The organism is Microbulbifer maximicatervae (SeqCode) (assembly GCF_052468095.1).
Genome location: NZ_CP174332.1, coordinates 5,150,982 through 5,166,896 on the forward strand (window position 1 = coordinate 5,150,982; position 15,915 = coordinate 5,166,896).

Here is a 15,915-nt window from a genome sequence, read left to right on the forward strand (position 1 = left end):
AAAAAACCGCGCAGTAGCGCGGTTTTTTTTGTCCCGCCTGTTACAGGCATACCTGTCACCACTGGGTAAAACAAAAAGGGAAGGTAATGGCCAAACTCTATCTGCTGCTGTGTGCATTCTTTGGCGCTAGTGGTGTGGCTCTGGGGGCGTTTGGGGCTCACGGCCTGCGCGGTAAAGTGGCAGAGAACCTGTTAGAGGCCTATAAAACCGGAGTCCAGTACCAGATGATCCATGCCCTGGCGTTGTTTGGTGTGGTACTGCTAATGCAAAACTGGGGAAACCGATTATCGCTGACCCTGAGCGGTGCTCTTTTTACTTTCGGTATTATCTTCTTCTCCGGCAGTCTCTATGCCTTGGCACTGGGAGGCCCCCGATGGTTAGGTCCAATCACTCCTCTCGGTGGGCTGATGATGATTGCCGGTTGGGTAGCCCTGTTTTTTGCCGCATTTAATTTCTCTAAGTAGCCACCTTTACTGGGCTTACACTCAGATACCGAGCCCGAACAAAACATCAAGATATAAACCGTTTCGCATAAGAGGTCGCGAATAATGCAAGACGAATCTGCGGAAGATTTTCCCTACCGCACAGAATTTAAGAAGAAATCTATCCGCAGCTATGTGATTCGCGCGGGGCGAATGACAGAGGGGCAGCGCAATGCCTTTGACAATTATTGGGGGCAGTATGGACTCTCCCTATTTGATGGACCTCTGGATCGCCAACAGGTCTTTGGCCGCGAGGCGCCACTGGCGTTAGAGATCGGTTTCGGTATGGGTGACTCCCTGCTGGCCATGGCTGAAGCCGAGCCAGATAAGGATTTTATTGGTATTGAAGTACACCCGCCGGGGGTTGGCCGGTTGATCAATAATGCCGGCAAGGCAGGTATCAAAAACCTGCGTGTTTACATGGCCGATGCGGTCGATGTCCTAAACGATTGTATTGCCGATGGGAGCCTGGATCGTTTCCAGCTGTACTTCCCTGACCCCTGGCACAAGAAGAAGCACCACAAGCGCCGGATAGTGCAGCCGGAATTTGTTCGCCTGATTTGCAGCAAGTTAAAAACCGGCGGCCTTATGCATATGGCGACAGATTGGGAGAATTATGCCGAGCATATGCTGGAAGTATTGCAGGGTGAAAACCTGCTAGAAAATACCGCCAGTGAGGGTGATTATGTTGCCCGGCCAGAATGGCGCCCAGAGACCAAGTTTGAGCGTCGAGGGCAGAGACTGGGGCACGGTGTTTGGGATCTGGTATACCGCAGGTTACCTGGTGAAGCGCTGCCGCTAACTACCACTAAGGTAGATGCGTCAACAGTTGAAGAGTCCAAAGGCGAATAATTCGCACTGACGATCGATGTTTGCCACCGGTGCTAACATGGCACCAGTGGCATGCAACAGCCTACCTCTATTGTTAGAAAAACTCATTCCAGTTTTTCTTGGCCGCTTCCCATCGGCGCTTGTCTTCGACAACATTCAGGTTGCGGATGGTGTTACTGTCATAGGACATCCAGTCCGACAGTTCAATATTATTTTGGGTGCCTGCAAAATAACGCATGCGAAAGCGGCGAATAAATTGGTTGGGAATAGCCATAAAGGCAACTTCACGTCCCTGGGTGACAGTGGAAACCTCTACGCATTGGTGGTTTCTTTTATCGAGCTCATAGATAAAACCGGTAGTGGCTAAGTCACCCTCATTTGTTCCATGCACAAAATAATACCTTTTTGGGCAATAAGTTTTGTTGTGCCAGGCAAAGCGCGCAACAATATTTGCATTGGTAGTGGTTGAAATGACTTGGTTAGATGCTCCGGTACCCAGGTGCGGATCAAAGCGGCCATTTTGATTCATCCAGGGAAAGAATCCCCCGGCTTGCCACAGCTTCTGTGGTGGGCGGGTATCGCCACGGTATAACAGTGTTGTCACTGTGTGCAGATTAAAACCACTGCGGCTAAATCGGTAATTAAATAGTGAGAAAGGGACGTCCAAATGGGCTTCGATGTTGGATATTGCTCTCCTCTCAGAGCTGAAAGCTTCACTGGCTTGTCGATACCAGCAGTAAGCTCCACCGAGTAAAGCTAAAACGGCATCTTTACGGCGTGTTATTCCATCGCTATCGAGTAGCTTGGTGGGTGTGGAGGGATCAAATCCAGTAAGCCAGGTATATAGGGTTTCCACTAGTACTTTGGCGACACGGGTAATCCTTCCGTAATCATTTGTTTGAATTTGTACTGCCTGGCTTACTAATTGGTCGATCCGGGTTAGTCCATCACTACTGCGCTTGTGATACCACTTACTGTTGCTATTGGAATTATTTTGGAAGTCCTGTGCGTACTCACGGATACTTTTGGGGACATAGCAGGTGGTTTGTATGTTTTGTGGGTGAACCAAGTTCCTAACATAGTTATCGATATTGGGTGCCAGCAAGGGTTAACTCTCCTGTCTTTATTACTGTTTTTCGCCACTAGCCGTCTATGCTTCTAGTGGTGCTGTGATTATCGAATTTTATTTCCAATAAGAACCGGATTCAGGAAGCATCGCGAAAACAAAACCGAATTATTTTTATTAATAGATATTGATGTTAATAATAATTTGGGGGGTTGATCAAGGAAGGAATCTTGGTGTTTCTAATGAGAAGGCGTGACCCTCTGCTTTCATTTCTCTATAGCCTGCCGTTTATCTTACTCTTTACAGTTTCTGAAGTCCGTGCTGATTTTGTTGGAACTTTAAACCTCTATGTTAATGGGGGTAAGCATTGGTTTGATGGTGACCGCCTACAAGGCACGCCATTTCGCGGTTTTGAAATGCGAGATACCTCAGGTGTCGGTGCCGGTTTTGGCTTTAACATGACAAATCATTGGGCGATGGAAGGGGTTGTCGACTATTTCGTCGTGAGTGTTGCGGATACGCCCGAGAAAGTAGATGTGTATAACTACCGCATAGATCTCCTATATCAATTTGGAGGGCAGTTCTGCGGTAATTTTTGTTGGCAGCCCTATGTCGCGTTTGGCCTGGGTGAAATGCGTATTAATTACGACCGGCGCTACCGTAAAAAGCACTGGCATCCAGATGACCCAAAGTATGTCTATGATCCGGATCATCCCTACGACCCATACTATCCCTATCCTTGGGATTGTCGTAAGAAATTCTATGTCCCTGAGGATCGGCCAGACGGCCACCATTATCCCTACCCGCCCTACCATTGTGACTGGCATGACCGGCAAAATATGGTGAATGTGGGAATGGGAATTAAATATCACCTGGGGCCCCGTTGGCAGGCCCGCGCAGATATACGGCTTTTCCAGGGGGTCGAAGAAGGTGGTGTCGATGGTTTTGCCAGCTTGGCGGTCGGCTATCAATGGCTTGAATATCCGGATTTCTGGTATGACGAAGATGCCGATGGTGTTATTGATGCCACTGATCAATGTCCGCAGACGCCAGTGGGAATCGATGTGCAATTAGATGGCTGCCCGCTGGATACAGATTTTGATGGTGTACCCAGCTATATCGATCAATGCCCAAATACACCGATTGGTATTGCAGTGGATGAATACGGTTGCATTCGTTAAGGACAACTAAAATCGATTTCTTCAGCGGGCGGCAGAAAGGTTCTGAAGCCCGCTGAAGATATTGTTTAAAATGATTTTCTATAAAGTTACTCGCTGCGAATTTCTTCGAGCTTCTCAGAAATTTCCAGCCATTCCATTTCCATTTCTTCCATTAATTCCTGCTGCTCCGACTGCTCTTTATTAAGTCGAGCTATTTCCTCCTGCTGGCCGCCGCTATATAGCGCCTCATCGGCAAGTTTTTCCTGTACTGCGGCCAATGCCTTTTCTGCCGCAGCCATCTGTCGCTCAATATTTTTGAGTTTGTTGGTCAGGGGCTTCAGTTGTTCGCGTAGTGCGGCGGCGGCGCGCCTTTGGGCCTTCTTATCCTCAGGGGCTTTTTCCTCTGTGCCTGTATCAGTGGAGGCGCTCTCCTCTTTGCGTTTCTTTTCCCGGTTAAAGCCGAGCAGCCACTGTTTGTAGTCATCAAGGTCGCCGCTATAGGGTTCGGCGCGGCCATTGGCCACCAGAATAAATTCGTCGGCAGTATTGGCCAGTAGATGACGATCGTGGGAAACCAATATGACGGCACCGGGAAACTCCGCCAGTGCCAAGGTCAGGGCGTGGCGCATTTCCAAATCAAGGTGGTTTGTCGGTTCATCGAGAAGCAACAGGTTAGGTTTTTGCCAGGCCAGTAGCGCCAGGGCTAAACGGGCTTTTTCACCGCCGGAAAAGCCCCCTACGGTTTCGAAAACCCGATCGCCGATAAAACCGTAGCCGCCGAGAAAATCCCGCAGCGATTGCTCTGAGGCATCGGGGCTCAGCCTTTGCAGGTGCAGCAATGGGGAACCGTTGCTATCCAGTGCTTCCAGCTGATGCTGGGCGAAGTAGCCGATGGCCAAGTGTTCGCCACATTGGCGCTCGCCGCTGAGGGGGGCGAGTGTGCCAGCCAGGGTTTTGATTAGAGAAGACTTGCCCGCACCATTGGGGCCGAGCAGGCCGATACGGCGACCCGGTTGAATACCCAGCTGAACGTTCTTTACCACTATTTTTTCGGCATAGCCGATATCCGCCTCGCGCAGGTCGATTAACGGATTAGAGGTTTTCTCTGAGGATGGCAAAGTAAAATGAAAAGGGGAATCCACATGGGCTGGGGCAATCAGAGCCATCCGGTCCAGGGCTTTCAGGCGGCTTTGTGCCTGCTTGGCCTTGCTCGCTTTGGCGCGAAAGCGCCGCACAAAGTCTTCCATATGTGCGCGTTCGGCCTGCTGTTTTTCAAACTGTATTTGCTGCTGGGCCAGGCGCTCAGCGCGAGCGCGCTCGAAGGCACTGTAGTTGCCGCTGTACAAGACCAGTTTTTGCTGTTCAAAACTGACAATGCCGTCGACCACTGCATCGAGAAAGTCGCGGTCGTGGGAAATAATCAGCAGGGTACCGGGGAAGCGTTGCAGCCACTGTTCCAGCCAAAGGGTGGCATCCAGATCCAAGTGGTTGGTGGGCTCGTCCAACAGCATAAGATCTGCGGGGCACATCAGGGCACGGCCCAAATTGAGGCGAATACGCCAGCCACCTGAGAAGCTGCGAACGGGGCGCTGTTGCTCTTCGTGGGAAAAGCCGAGCCCGTCGAGGAGTTGCGCGGCGCGCGCTGGGCCACTATAGCCATCAATACTGGCCATGCGCTCGTGCAGTTCTGCCAGTTTGTGACCGTCGGTATCGCCGCTTGCTTCGGCCTCTGCCAGTTGCTTTTGCAATAGCCGCAACTCGCTATCGCCGTCTAAAACGTAATCCAGTGCTGACTGCTCACTAGCTTCTACCTCTTGAGCCATATGGGAGATACGCCAGGTGCTGGGGAGGTCTACCCGCCCTGCATCGGTTTCCAGTTGTCCAAGCAGCAGTTTGAACAGGGTTGACTTGCCACAGCCGTTGGCACCGATAATTCCCACTTTGTGGCCGGGGAAGATTCTGCAATCTGCGCTGTCAAGCAAGTCGCGCTCACCTCGGTGCAGAGAAACCCCTTGTAAATTGATCACTGGAAAAACCTCATATGGATAGGCCGATGAATGCTAGGCTATTGAACAGACCCGGACTCCACAGAGACTGGGGCACTATGCCGATCAGCAAAGGGTCGGGATTCTAACGTGACAAATACTTCACCTCCATCTTCCCCCAAGGAAAACCCCCTCTGGCAGTTCAGCTTGGACTTTTACGCCTACCAGGATGTCGAGAAGTTCCTACTCGACTGCCAGGACAGAAATGGCGCTGACGTGTGTCTTCTGCTGTGGGCGAGCTATACAGCCGTTTGTGGCAAGGAAATCAGTGAAGAGGGATGGAGAGTCGCAGATCGAGGCGTTGCGCCGCGCAGGCGAATAATTCGCAGTGTGCGACACCTGCGTCGTTGGTTGGGGAGTTTGCGCCCCCATACCCAGCGGGCCTACGCACTGTGTAAACGCTATGAATTGAAGCTGGAGCAGTTACAGTTGGCCGCGCTGTGGAAAATTTATGCTGAGGACTGGCCGGGGGATCGTTCTGCACTGGAGCTAGCATCCCAGCAATATGGTTTGCAGCAAAAAGATCAGGCCCGCTGGGCGGGCCTGATCGAAAGCTACTTGGCTCACAGGGGGGCAGCGGGTTAAGCCACTGTTACACCCCTCTGGGCACTGTACTTTTCTGGGGTCGCCGGTAATACAGTCGTGAAAAGTACAGAGCCCAATTAAGCAGCACTATATTTGGCTGCGAGGAGTCCCGAGACTACTCGCCGCTGGGTTGCTCCGAAGAAAACAGGCTGTTTGCCGGAGTGCTAGGAGTAATCGTTGCTGCTGGGCGCGGAGCATCCATCGGTTTCTGCTGCTCAGCTGGAGCCATGGTTTTTGAATCGTCTTTGGGCTTCTCTACGGTTTCTGGCTTGCTGGCAGCCTTCACCTTTGGAGTTTCTGCGCTTGGCTTGACTGTTGCAGGCTTGGCTTCCGTAGAGGGTTTGCTCGCCGCTGGTTTTTTGGCAGCAGTAGTTTTAGTTGGAGCTTTCTTCGCTGGAGTTTTTTTCTCGGCAGTAGAAGCTTTCTTGGCTGGCGCTTTTTTCGCAGCAGTGGAGGCTTTCTTTGCGAGAGTTTTCTTTACAGCTTTAGTGGTAGCGGCGGTTTTTGCCGGTGCTTTCTTGGCACTAGTTTTCTTTTCTGTGGCTTTTTTTGCCACTGTCTTTTTTGCTGTTTTGGTGGTGCTGGTAGTGCTTGCTTTAGTGCGGCTCTTTGCTGCGGTTGCTTTAGGAGCAGCTACTTTTTTTGAGGTGGTAGCTTTACGGGCTTTTGGCTTGGATTTGTTCAGCAGTTTTTCTGCTTTTACACCGGCCTTACGTACAGCTTCGGCAGCTTTCAGCTCGGCTTTTGCCTGGGACTCAGTACCCTTTGCTTCGGCGTGTGATGCCTTTGCTTGCTGGAGTACTTCGTTATGCTTTTCTACATTGGCCTTGGCGGTTTCTACACGCTTTTGAGTGGCAGCTGTCTTTCGTGTCTTGGCTGCAGTTCTAGCGTCTACTAGTTTGGTTTTCGCTTTAGCTAATTTTTCTTTTGCGGAAGTCAGTGCTTTTCCGGCTTTTAAAACACTTTTGCCGGCATCGGTAACTTTCTTGTTGCGGGCTTTGTCCAGCTTGACGGTTAGCTTGGAAATTTGTGCTTCCAGTTCTGCGACTGAATTGACAGCTCTTTGTTTGGCAGCCATGAGTAAATGTCCTGACGTTTATTATCAATTGGAACATCCGGACAGTGTACGGATCAGATCTATATGTAATAGACATATTTAAATCGGGGATCTGAACACTGTAAATTGTTCTGAAACTGAAAAGCACCTCAAACAGTCCGGAACAATAACCGGCGACTGGTCGATAATAGCGCTGTTTTTAAAAAAAATGTATGCCGTAAGCAGCGAAAATAGTGCTGTAAATGTATTTTTTTCTCGCTGGTCCCTGGAACCTTAAGGTGGAATGTGGTGTCCTGCACAGTGTGCGCGTCATCGGTATGCACTTGCAGTCGCCTTAGGTTAGACTTGAGCGGACTGGCGGAAAAGGTGCGCCTGGAGGCTAAGGGCCGAATCAGGATTACTTGATAAGCCGCCGCAGGCATTGACCCAGGGTCAAGCGCGAATCATTCAACGCAATACGGACAAAGAGACAACACCCATGAATAAATACCCTTTGGCTGCAGCAATTGCCCTTGGCCTGGCGCTGACCGGCTGTAACGAACAGGGATCTAAGCAGGAAAAAGAAGTTGCCCTGGACACCCAGGAGAAGAAGGTCAGCTACATCATTGCCGAAGATATGGCGAAGCGCCTTGAAGCTCAGGATGTGAAATTAGATCCCCAAGTGGTGATGATGGCTCTTAAGGATGTCTCCAGCGGCCATGAATCCCGTTTGACTGAAGAAGAAAAGCAGCAAACTATCGCTGCCTTCCAAGAGCAAATGCAGAAGAAGCAGCAGGAAATGCTGGCTCAGCAAGAGAAAGAATTCAAAGAGACTGCTGATAAAAACTTGCAGGAAGGAAAAGCCTTCCTCGAAGAGAATGCCAAGAAAGATGGTGTTGTTACCACTGATTCCGGTCTGCAGTACAAAGTGATTACTGAGGGTTCCGGCGGCCAGCCCAGTGAGAACAGCACTGTTGAGGTGGACTACAAGGGTACCCTGATTAATGGTGAAGAGTTTGATAGCTCTTACGCCCGTGGTGAGCCGGTCCAGTTCCCAGTTAATGGTGTTATCAAAGGTTGGACCGAAGCGTTGCAACTGATGAAAGAGGGTTCCAAGTGGGAGCTTTACATTCCCTCCGAGCTGGCATATGGCCCGGGTGGTGCAGGCGGTAAGATCGGCCCTAACGCAACGCTGATTTTTGAAGTGGAGCTGCACAAAGCCAATGTTGGCAAGGAAGATGGCGCCGAGAAGAAAGAAGAGAAAAAAGAAGAGCCCAAAAGCGAGTAATTAAATTTACTACTTTGGATTCAATAAAGGCGCCCAATGGGCGCCTTTATTTTTTACCTTGAAAAATCAACAGCAAAAATATTCGATTAAAGGCGCCGGCTTCCCATCGCCTTTACAGTGATGAATTCAGTTTTTTAGACCAGCTGGTTTTTATGGGCTGTGTGCAAAAGTGCGATCATTCGATCCTCGGAACTAAAGCGGGTTTCCAGTGCTTCCCCCAGCTGTGACAAATCTGGGTTCAGGCTGGATAGATCGTCGGTTTCCTGGTACTTATCATTGAAATCGACAGCGACATCAGTGGTCACATCAATATCCCGGTAGAGTTCCCGCGCTTGTTGCAGCCCCTGTTTATCATCAAAAGCCTGGCCTTCAAGTATGAGCTGTTCGTATACCTCAAAGTGTCCTGCAGAGACGTAGTCCACCAGCAACTGGCAAAGATGACGAACACCGTTTTCGGTCTCCGAATCCCCATCGTTAAATTCTTTCTTCTCAGATAGATGGTAGTAACTTACCAGCAGGATTTGTCGGGACTGTAGCCAGCGGTCAATGATTTCACTGACGCCACCCCAGCGCTCGCGCGCAGATTTACAATTTTCCAGCATCTCCAAGAATCCTTTGGTTACTTTTGCCGTGATAGCCAGCTTTATTGCTGATCCCGAAGGCCCTAAGAAGATAGGAGATTCCCCCGCCGACGGCAAGGTGCAGAGTGTGATCTACGCCAGAATACAACGATGCCTGCGGCGATCTTCGGTGGAGCAAATCTAGGGTGTTTTATCCACTGATAATGAGCGGCAAAATCAGCGCTGTGAGCGCACCGCAGGTACCCATCGCCAATGCTGCACAGGCGCCGCACAGGGCGCTGATTTCTAATGCTCGTGCGGTCCCCACCGCGTGGGCATTGATGCCGAGTACGATACCAATAATGCGCTCATCGTGAATATTGAGCCTACTCATTAAAGCTGGGCCAGCGATAGCACCGACCACCCCGGTCAAGACCACAATAGCTGCAGTGAGGCTGAGAGAAGCGTGGATTGTTTCCGCCAGGGCCAATGCGATGGGTGTGGTAATAGATTTGCCACTCAACGCCAGTAGTACTGACTTGCCTGCGCCAAATACCAAGGCGATTAATACCGCTATAACCGGGGCCAAAATCGCACCCACAAAAATAGTGACAAGTAGCGGCCAACCGGCTTTGCGGATAATCACTAGATTTTGTTTGAGAGGGACAGCCAGGGCAACAACTGCTGGACCTAACAAACTGTACAGTAATGCACTGGAGCCCTGATAACTCTCATAGGGGATATGGAGAACACTCAATGTTATTGCGGTCAAAATGCTAGCGCTGATGATAGGGTGTAGCAGAACAGTCTTGTAGCGCCGGTAAAGGGTAACGCCGACAAGAAAAGCTATGACATTCAAGGGCAATACAAAGATTGGGCTCGCCAGAAGTTCATTCACTCTCTATTACCCCCAGAGCGAATCAGCAATTTCTTTAGTAGCTGTGCGCAAATAGCGATACTGATCAGTGTGCCAATCACAATAGCGGCGAATAAGGCTAGCCAGTCGGATAGAGTCAGGCCCTGGAAAAAAAATACCCCGACAGCCGCGGGTAGCAATAACAGCGGCAATAGGTAAAGCAGTTGTGAGCTGACTTTGGCAAGGCCTGCGGGAGCCCCACCATTGAACACGAGAATCACCAGTAGCATCAGCATCCCTATGACAGATCCCGGAATGGGTAGTGACAGGCTTGAGCTGGTGAAATTGCCCAGCCAGGTACAGGCAACCAGAATGGCAGCTCCCCCCAGCCAGCGGAGTATGTTGTGCAGCGTGGATTTTGACATGTAGGAAATGGCGGCCGGTAAAGCCGCCGGAGATTGTTAAGCTCTGCGGAATGCTTGCCAGCCACCGAACAGGATCAGACCGGCAAAACCGATAGCGGCCCAACCGGGGATACTCAGGCCCATCATGGTCCACTGTACTTCAGCACAATTGCCATCGCCGCTCAGCAGCGCCTTGAGCACATCGGCCATCGGGAAAACTTCAATCATATAGCTGACGCTTGGACCACAGGCCGGCACTTGGTCTTCCGGCAGGCTTTGTAGCCAAAGCTGGCGACCGGCAAAGTAGAGACCACCCATTGCCCACAGGGATACCAGCAGGCCGTAGACACGACGGCCAATGGTGGCAGGGTTGTGCAGGAATGCGATCAACGAAACTACACCAACACCCAATAGCATTACCCGCTGGGTAATACACAATTTGCAAGGCTCCAACCCCTGCACGTACTCGAGATAAAAGGCGGAGCCGAGTAAAAAGGCCACCATTAGGAAGACCAGAAGAAAAGTGATGCGCGGGTTGGGTAAGGTCATGGTAATTCGGGTCCTGAATAGTGCTGTCGAAAGCGGTTCGCTTCGAGATTCAAGTCGGTTAATAGTTTATTGAAATTGCTTTCCAGTTTGTTCCGCCCGGCGATAAGTTCAGGCAGTAGCTCCTGCAGTGCTACCGGGCGGCGCAACCGCTGCCCAACCCGCTCCAGGGTCAGCTCGATTACCCGCTCCTCGCGGTAACTTTGCAGCAGTTTAATTTGCTCGGCGCGCTCAATAAATGCCATTGCGCGTGGCGGAATATACCGGCTGTCGAAATGAAAGTCTCTCCAACAGCGCCGGCAAAACTCATCCAGCGCTTCAGGGTGCCACTGCTGCCAGTTTTCTGCCAACAGGTGATCAAACCATATATCCAGTGCGATGCCGGCATAGCGACGCCAGCGCGGGTCCAGTTGCGCCAGGGCATCCCTGTAGGCCGGGTGAGCATCGGTGATGGCATCGATGCGACGGTGCAGGCGAATACCATGCTCAATATCCGTTGGCCAACTGTCATCCAGGGGACCTTTAACAAAGTCCCCCAGGAGCCCACCCAGTCGCCAGCGCGGTTTGGGCCCGGACAGTAACAGGTGTGCCAGATAGTTCATAAGCCTCGCTCAGGCTGCGGCACTGTATCAGCCGCTAGTCCTGGCAGCAGTTGTATTGGGCATAGTAACGGCTCAGGAATGTTTCAAAAGTACCGCTATCCTGCGCTTCAATTTCTTTTTGCTTGAGCAGTGAGGTTTCTGCCTGCTGTAAGAAGTCTTGCAGATAGTCGCTGTCCAGAGGGCGCTCCAGGAAGTAGCGGCGGTGCTGTTCGGCTTTATCCATAGCCCACTGGGAAAAGGTAATGTTTTGTTCGCGCATCTCTGCCAGTATCTGCTGTGCCGGTGTGAGGATATCCCCTTTCACCTTGGCCTTCTGCACGCCCACTGAGCCGCGGTATTGCGAGCCGCCCCAGGCGTTATCCAGCAGTTCTGCCACTGAGTCGACCTCTTCCAATAACTGGGTGGCCCAGTCGCTCAGTTTGCGCTCGCCACCGTTATCCAACAGTGTTAGTTCCGGCTCGTGACCCCGGTAGACGATACGCTGTTGGTTCTCCTGGGTACTGCGGTAATCGGCATCACTGGTTTTGGGGCTGTCAGTGAGCAGGCAGTGCAATAGGAAGCTATCGAGAAAGCGCATCTGCTGGGCGTCAATTCCCAGGGGGGCGAAGGGGTTCAGGTCGAGACAGCGCACCTCAACATATTCGACACCGCGATTATCCAGGGCTGACAGCGCTGTTTCGCCCCGTTTGGCGGGGTTCTTGGGACGGATCGGTGAGTAAAACTCATTCTCGATTTGCAGTATGCCTGTGGACAATTGCTGGTAGTCGCCGCCTTCATTTTTAACCCCCATTTCCTGGTAGGGGCCGTAGGAACTGCTGATCGCTGAACAGAGCGTCGATAAATAGCTGCGCAGGTCGTTGTAGCAAACCACCAGTGACTGCTGCACGTTGCTGTTGTAGCCCAGGTCGCCCATACGCAAGGACGTAGCGTGGGGCACGTGCAGAGTGTGGTCATCCCCATTGAAGGGCTCAAGACTGTGCTCGCGGCCATCGACAAAAGAAGCGCATACCGCAGGTGCGGCGCCAAACAGGTAAATCAGCAACCAGTAATTGCGGCGGAAATTGCGAATCAGATCGAAGTAGCGACGGGTTTTAAAACTCTTTAAATCCTCGCTGCTGCCTTCGATTTCATGCAGCCACAGCCAGAACTCTTCAGGAAGCGAAAAGTTGTAGTGGATACCGGCAATGGTCTGCATGGCTCGGCCGTAGCGCAGCCCCAGGCCCAGCCGGTAAATAGTTTTCATTGTGCCGCTGTGAGAGCTGCCGTAGCGGGCAACGGGAATATCTTTATCTTCGCCAATCGCACAGGGCATGCTGTTAACCCACAGGCGCTCGTCACCGATCTGGTTGTAGGTGTAGCGGTGGATACGGTCCAAGACCTGTAACGCTTCCTCTGGGGTTGCTACTGGTGGCGTAATAAATTCCAGTAGGGCCTCAGAGAAGTCGGTAGTAATACTTTCATGGGTAAGTGCGGAGCCCAGTGCTGTGGTATGCGGCGTTTGCGCAAGGGCACCATCGGGAGCGACACGCAGGCTCTCTTTCTCGACACCGCGGAGGATGCCTTTGAGCAGTTGGGCTGGTTTGGCTTGCGATAGCGCGGCCAGGTGGGAAATGGGCACTCGAATCTCCTTGGTACTACCGGAACGCTTCTTTATCGCTGCCATCTCGGGCGACTCTCTGTGCCGGTGCTGAATGTTCTGGCGCTCAGGCGGCGGATTCAGATTTGTTTTCGTCAGGCTGTGCGGGCGTTTCAGCGGGCGCTGGTTCCGGGGCAACCTCAGGCGCTTCTTCCGGTGCGACTTCAGGCGCAGGCTGGGGTTCTATCTCCGGGTTGGCCTGTTCTGGCAGTTCCTCAGGTGTTGAGGGGGGGATTTCAGGGTCACCCTGACTCACATCACTGGATACCGGTGCCAGAGCTTCCTCGGGGATCTGGGGCTGCCCCTTAATGCTGAGTTCGCACAGTAGCAATTCAATGCGTAGGCTCACATTGCGAGTATTAGCCTCGAACATCTGGTTGATAGCGACGTCTTTATGCTCGCTGCGAAACAGTTTGTTCGGTTCGCGGCCATCGGTCCATTCGCCGCTTTTACTCAGGAACTGCTGGTGCTGATTGGTCAGCACGTACACATGACTCATTATGTTGGGCAACTTTGATGCTGTGACAGAAAGGCAGTTTAGCGACGGGGGCTTTGTGGCTCAAGAACTCCGTTAGAGCGAAAGCGGTAAATGCCTGCTCTAACGGGTTAAGTGAGGAAATCTGTGATCTTTACAGGGTTTCCAGGGGATAGTTGTCCGGGTAGGGCAGGCGCGCGCAGCCACTGTCTACGGCGGCTCGTGCTACGGCCGAAGCCACTTCTGGTAGTAAACGAGGGTCGGTTGGCTTGGGCAGGATATAGTTGGGCCCGAAGTTGAGCTCGATACCGCCATAACCTTCGCGCACTGAATCCGGTACCGGCAGGTGGGCAATTTTGCGGATCGCCTCAATCGCTGCCAGTTTCATCTCTTCATTAATGCGCGCAGCGCGAACATCCAGGGCACCCCGGAAAATAAACGGGAAGCAGAGGACGTTGTTAACCTGGTTCGGGTAGTCGGACCGGCCTGTGGCCATAATCAGGTCGTCGCGCACACTGTGAGCCAGCTCGGGTTTAATCTCCGGGTTAGGGTTAGAGCAGGCGAAGACCACCGGTTTTGGGGCCATGCGCTGTAGCTGCTCGGCGGAGAGCAGGTCCGGGCCGGACACACCGAGGAATACATCCGCGCCGGCGATGGCATCGTCGAGGGTCCGCATATCGGTATCCCGCGCCCACTCACCTTTGTAGGCGTTAATATCCGTCCGTCCCGAGTGGATAACCCCACGGCTGTCGAGCATGGTGATCTGCTCTTTGCGCGCTCCGGCGGCCAGCAGCAGTTTGCAGCAGGCCGTCGCAGCGGCACCTGCGCCCAGGCAGACCATATGCACTTCACTGATTTTCTTACCCTGAATCTCCAGAGCATTGAGCATACCGGCAACGGTCACAATGGCGGTGCCGTGCTGATCATCGTGAAAAACCGGTACCGGGCAGCGCTCGATTAGGGTCTCTTCAATATGGAAGCACTCTGGCGCCTTAATATCTTCGAGGTTGATACCGCCGAAGGTGTTGGCGATTGAGGCCACGGTCTGAATAAACTGCTCCGGGCTGCTGGCATCAACTTCGATATCTACTGAGTTGATATCGGCAAAGCGTTTAAACAGCAGTGACTTGCCTTCCATCACGGGTTTTGAGGCCAGCGGGCCCAGATTGCCGAGACCGAGAATGGCACTGCCATTGGAGATGACTGCTACCAGATTACCTTTGCCGGTGTATCGATAGGCTGCTTCTGGGTCCTTGGCAATTTCTCGCACCGGTTCGGCGACGCCGGGGCTGTAAGCCAGGGACAGGTCTTCCTGGGTTTCGGCAGGGGTCGTCAGCTCTACTGAAAGTTTGCCGGGACTGGGGAGCGCGTGGTAATCGAGCGCTGCCTGGCGCAATGAATCCGTCATTTGGGGGCTTTTCTCTCGAATACTGTGGGCAACACTTAAGTGTTATCCCGGTTACTGCGGGGGCCAGAGAATAACCGAGGGAAGCTTGGCGCTACAAGCGTGAAAATCTGCAATATGTGGTACGGACTTCTATTTTTATCGTGCTTGTCGACGATTTTCGGGATAAATAGCCGCAATATTTTGATTTATAAGGATAAAGTGGTTGCCAATAGCGGTAAGGTTAAGCGATTCAAGTCGATTTTGATTTTGTACACAGACGCTTACGGCTGCTGGATACGATGGGGAATAAATAGATACAAAAAAGGCACCATCGCAGTGCGAGGTGCCTTTTTGGAATGGGCCCTGCCGCAAGCGGCGGGTCCATTCGAGCGAAGAGCCCGGATTATTTGCCGATACGGCTGCCGAAACGCTTCTTGAAACGGTCAACACGACCACCAGTGGTAGCCTGCTTCTGCTTGCCAGTGTAGAAAGGGTGGCACTGGGAGCAAACGTCGATTTGCAGGTCTTTGCCCAGAGTGGAACGGGTTTTTACAACATTGCCGCAGGAACAGGTAGCGGAGATGTCGGTGTAGTTAGGATGGATATCTGCTTTCATGATTGCCTCTTTTCGAAACCGCCACTCGATCTTTTGCCGAGCACGGCATCGTCATTGGTGCAGGAACCAGTATGGTTCCAGGCTGTTTAAAAAGTCGGCGCATACTATCAGATTAATGTCGCGGTTCAAGCACAATTGGGTGGCGAAATAACTGAGGATGGCCACTTGTTAGCATTGCACAACAGCTTTGATAACAATTGACCTCACTAATTCCTCTGTGACGCCTAAGTCGCCAATTCGGCCTTAAGGAGTTATTCAGAGGCTCCTTAACAGTCATTATCCCCGACGAAGCCCTGCAACTTGCCACATCTGCCATTACACTAGCGCCTTTTGCTTGAGT

General features: G+C 52.1%; 17 protein-coding genes. 5 read left to right on the forward strand and 12 right to left on the reverse strand.

The annotated features are described in order from the left end of the window. Positions 1 to 86: 86 nt before the first annotated feature. Both ACJJIL_RS22900 and trmB read left to right on the forward strand, forming a co-directional pair. Positions 87 to 464, forward strand: coding sequence for a DUF423 domain-containing protein (locus ACJJIL_RS22900; RefSeq protein WP_282930651.1), 378 nt, complete (start codon positions 87 to 89; stop codon positions 462 to 464). An 84-nt stretch (positions 465 to 548) separates the two neighbouring features. Further along, positions 549 to 1,334 (forward strand): tRNA (guanosine(46)-N7)-methyltransferase TrmB, encoded by a 786-nt coding sequence (gene trmB, locus ACJJIL_RS22905; protein WP_445360836.1) that lies wholly within the window; start codon positions 549 to 551, stop codon positions 1,332 to 1,334. A 73-nt stretch (positions 1,335 to 1,407) separates the two neighbouring features. Here the strand turns inward: trmB and ACJJIL_RS22910 are convergent, their stop codons facing one another. Further along, on the reverse strand, positions 1,408 to 2,418 hold the full coding sequence (locus tag ACJJIL_RS22910) for a hypothetical protein (RefSeq protein ID WP_413663809.1): 1,011 nt from the start codon (positions 2,416 to 2,418) through the stop codon (positions 1,408 to 1,410). A gap of 203 nt (positions 2,419 to 2,621) precedes the next feature. Here ACJJIL_RS22910 and ACJJIL_RS22915 point away from each other — a divergent pair, with 203 nt between their 5' ends. After that, positions 2,622 to 3,560: an outer membrane beta-barrel protein gene (locus ACJJIL_RS22915; protein ID WP_282930654.1), complete on the forward strand. Its 939-nt coding sequence runs from the start codon at positions 2,622 to 2,624 to the stop codon at positions 3,558 to 3,560. 86 nt (positions 3,561 to 3,646) lie between these two features. On the opposite strand, the gene ACJJIL_RS22920 is transcribed toward ACJJIL_RS22915, so the two are convergent. Then, positions 3,647 to 5,566, reverse strand: a complete 1,920-nt coding sequence (locus tag ACJJIL_RS22920) for an ABC-F family ATP-binding cassette domain-containing protein (RefSeq protein WP_445360837.1) — start codon at positions 5,564 to 5,566, stop codon at positions 3,647 to 3,649. 108 nt (positions 5,567 to 5,674) lie between these two features. Between ACJJIL_RS22920 and ACJJIL_RS22925 the strand changes: the two genes are divergently transcribed. Next, positions 5,675 to 6,169: a TIGR02444 family protein gene (locus ACJJIL_RS22925; RefSeq protein WP_445360838.1), complete on the forward strand. Its 495-nt coding sequence runs from the start codon at positions 5,675 to 5,677 to the stop codon at positions 6,167 to 6,169. 115 nt (positions 6,170 to 6,284) lie between these two features. On the opposite strand, the gene ACJJIL_RS22930 is transcribed toward ACJJIL_RS22925, so the two are convergent. Continuing rightward, on the reverse strand, positions 6,285 to 7,247 hold the full coding sequence (locus ACJJIL_RS22930; protein ID WP_445360839.1) for a histidine kinase: 963 nt from the start codon (positions 7,245 to 7,247) through the stop codon (positions 6,285 to 6,287). 457 nt (positions 7,248 to 7,704) lie between these two features. On the opposite strand from ACJJIL_RS22930, the gene bamJ reads away from it, so the two are divergent. After that, positions 7,705 to 8,493 (forward strand): FKBP-type peptidyl-prolyl cis-trans isomerase, encoded by a 789-nt coding sequence (gene bamJ / locus ACJJIL_RS22935; protein WP_444906864.1) that lies wholly within the window; start codon positions 7,705 to 7,707, stop codon positions 8,491 to 8,493. Positions 8,494 to 8,627: 134 nt separating this feature from the next. On the opposite strand, the gene rsd is transcribed toward bamJ, so the two are convergent. From rsd to rpmE, 9 genes are all read right to left on the reverse strand, one after another. Continuing rightward, positions 8,628 to 9,095 (reverse strand): sigma D regulator, encoded by a 468-nt coding sequence (gene rsd, locus ACJJIL_RS22940; protein ID WP_413663804.1) that lies wholly within the window; start codon positions 9,093 to 9,095, stop codon positions 8,628 to 8,630. Between the two features lie 169 nt (positions 9,096 to 9,264). Further along, positions 9,265 to 9,951: an LrgB family protein gene (locus ACJJIL_RS22945; RefSeq protein ID WP_444918586.1), complete on the reverse strand. Its 687-nt coding sequence runs from the start codon at positions 9,949 to 9,951 to the stop codon at positions 9,265 to 9,267. Further along, positions 9,948 to 10,334 carry a CidA/LrgA family protein gene (locus tag ACJJIL_RS22950; protein ID WP_445360840.1) on the reverse strand — a complete coding sequence of 129 codons (387 nt, stop codon included), beginning with the start codon at positions 10,332 to 10,334 and terminating at the stop codon, positions 9,948 to 9,950. Before ACJJIL_RS22950 ends, ACJJIL_RS22945 begins: the two co-directional genes overlap by 4 nt. Before the next feature lie 36 nt (positions 10,335 to 10,370). Beyond that, positions 10,371 to 10,862, reverse strand: coding sequence for a disulfide bond formation protein B (locus ACJJIL_RS22955; RefSeq protein WP_282930663.1), 492 nt, complete (start codon positions 10,860 to 10,862; stop codon positions 10,371 to 10,373). Then, entirely contained in the window at positions 10,859 to 11,461 is a 603-nt protein-coding gene (locus ACJJIL_RS22960; RefSeq protein ID WP_282930664.1) for an acyl carrier protein phosphodiesterase, read from the reverse strand. The genes ACJJIL_RS22955 and ACJJIL_RS22960 overlap by 4 nt, the downstream gene beginning before the upstream one ends. A gap of 34 nt (positions 11,462 to 11,495) precedes the next feature. Further along, on the reverse strand, positions 11,496 to 13,124 hold the full coding sequence (gene gshA / locus ACJJIL_RS22965; protein WP_413663800.1) for a glutamate--cysteine ligase: 1,629 nt from the start codon (positions 13,122 to 13,124) through the stop codon (positions 11,496 to 11,498). A gap of 40 nt (positions 13,125 to 13,164) precedes the next feature. After that, the gene (locus tag ACJJIL_RS22970; protein ID WP_444918585.1) at positions 13,165 to 13,596 is read right to left on the reverse strand and encodes a hypothetical protein; all 432 of its coding nucleotides are present in this window, start codon (positions 13,594 to 13,596) and stop codon (positions 13,165 to 13,167) included. A gap of 130 nt (positions 13,597 to 13,726) precedes the next feature. Continuing rightward, positions 13,727 to 14,980 (reverse strand): malic enzyme-like NAD(P)-binding protein, encoded by a 1,254-nt coding sequence (locus tag ACJJIL_RS22975; RefSeq protein WP_444940400.1) that lies wholly within the window; start codon positions 14,978 to 14,980, stop codon positions 13,727 to 13,729. Positions 14,981 to 15,362: 382 nt separating this feature from the next. Beyond that, a complete protein-coding gene (rpmE, locus tag ACJJIL_RS22980) occupies positions 15,363 to 15,575 on the reverse strand; it encodes a 50S ribosomal protein L31 (RefSeq protein ID WP_108734996.1) in 213 nt (70 codons plus the stop codon). Between the last annotated feature and the right edge of the window lie 340 nt (positions 15,576 to 15,915).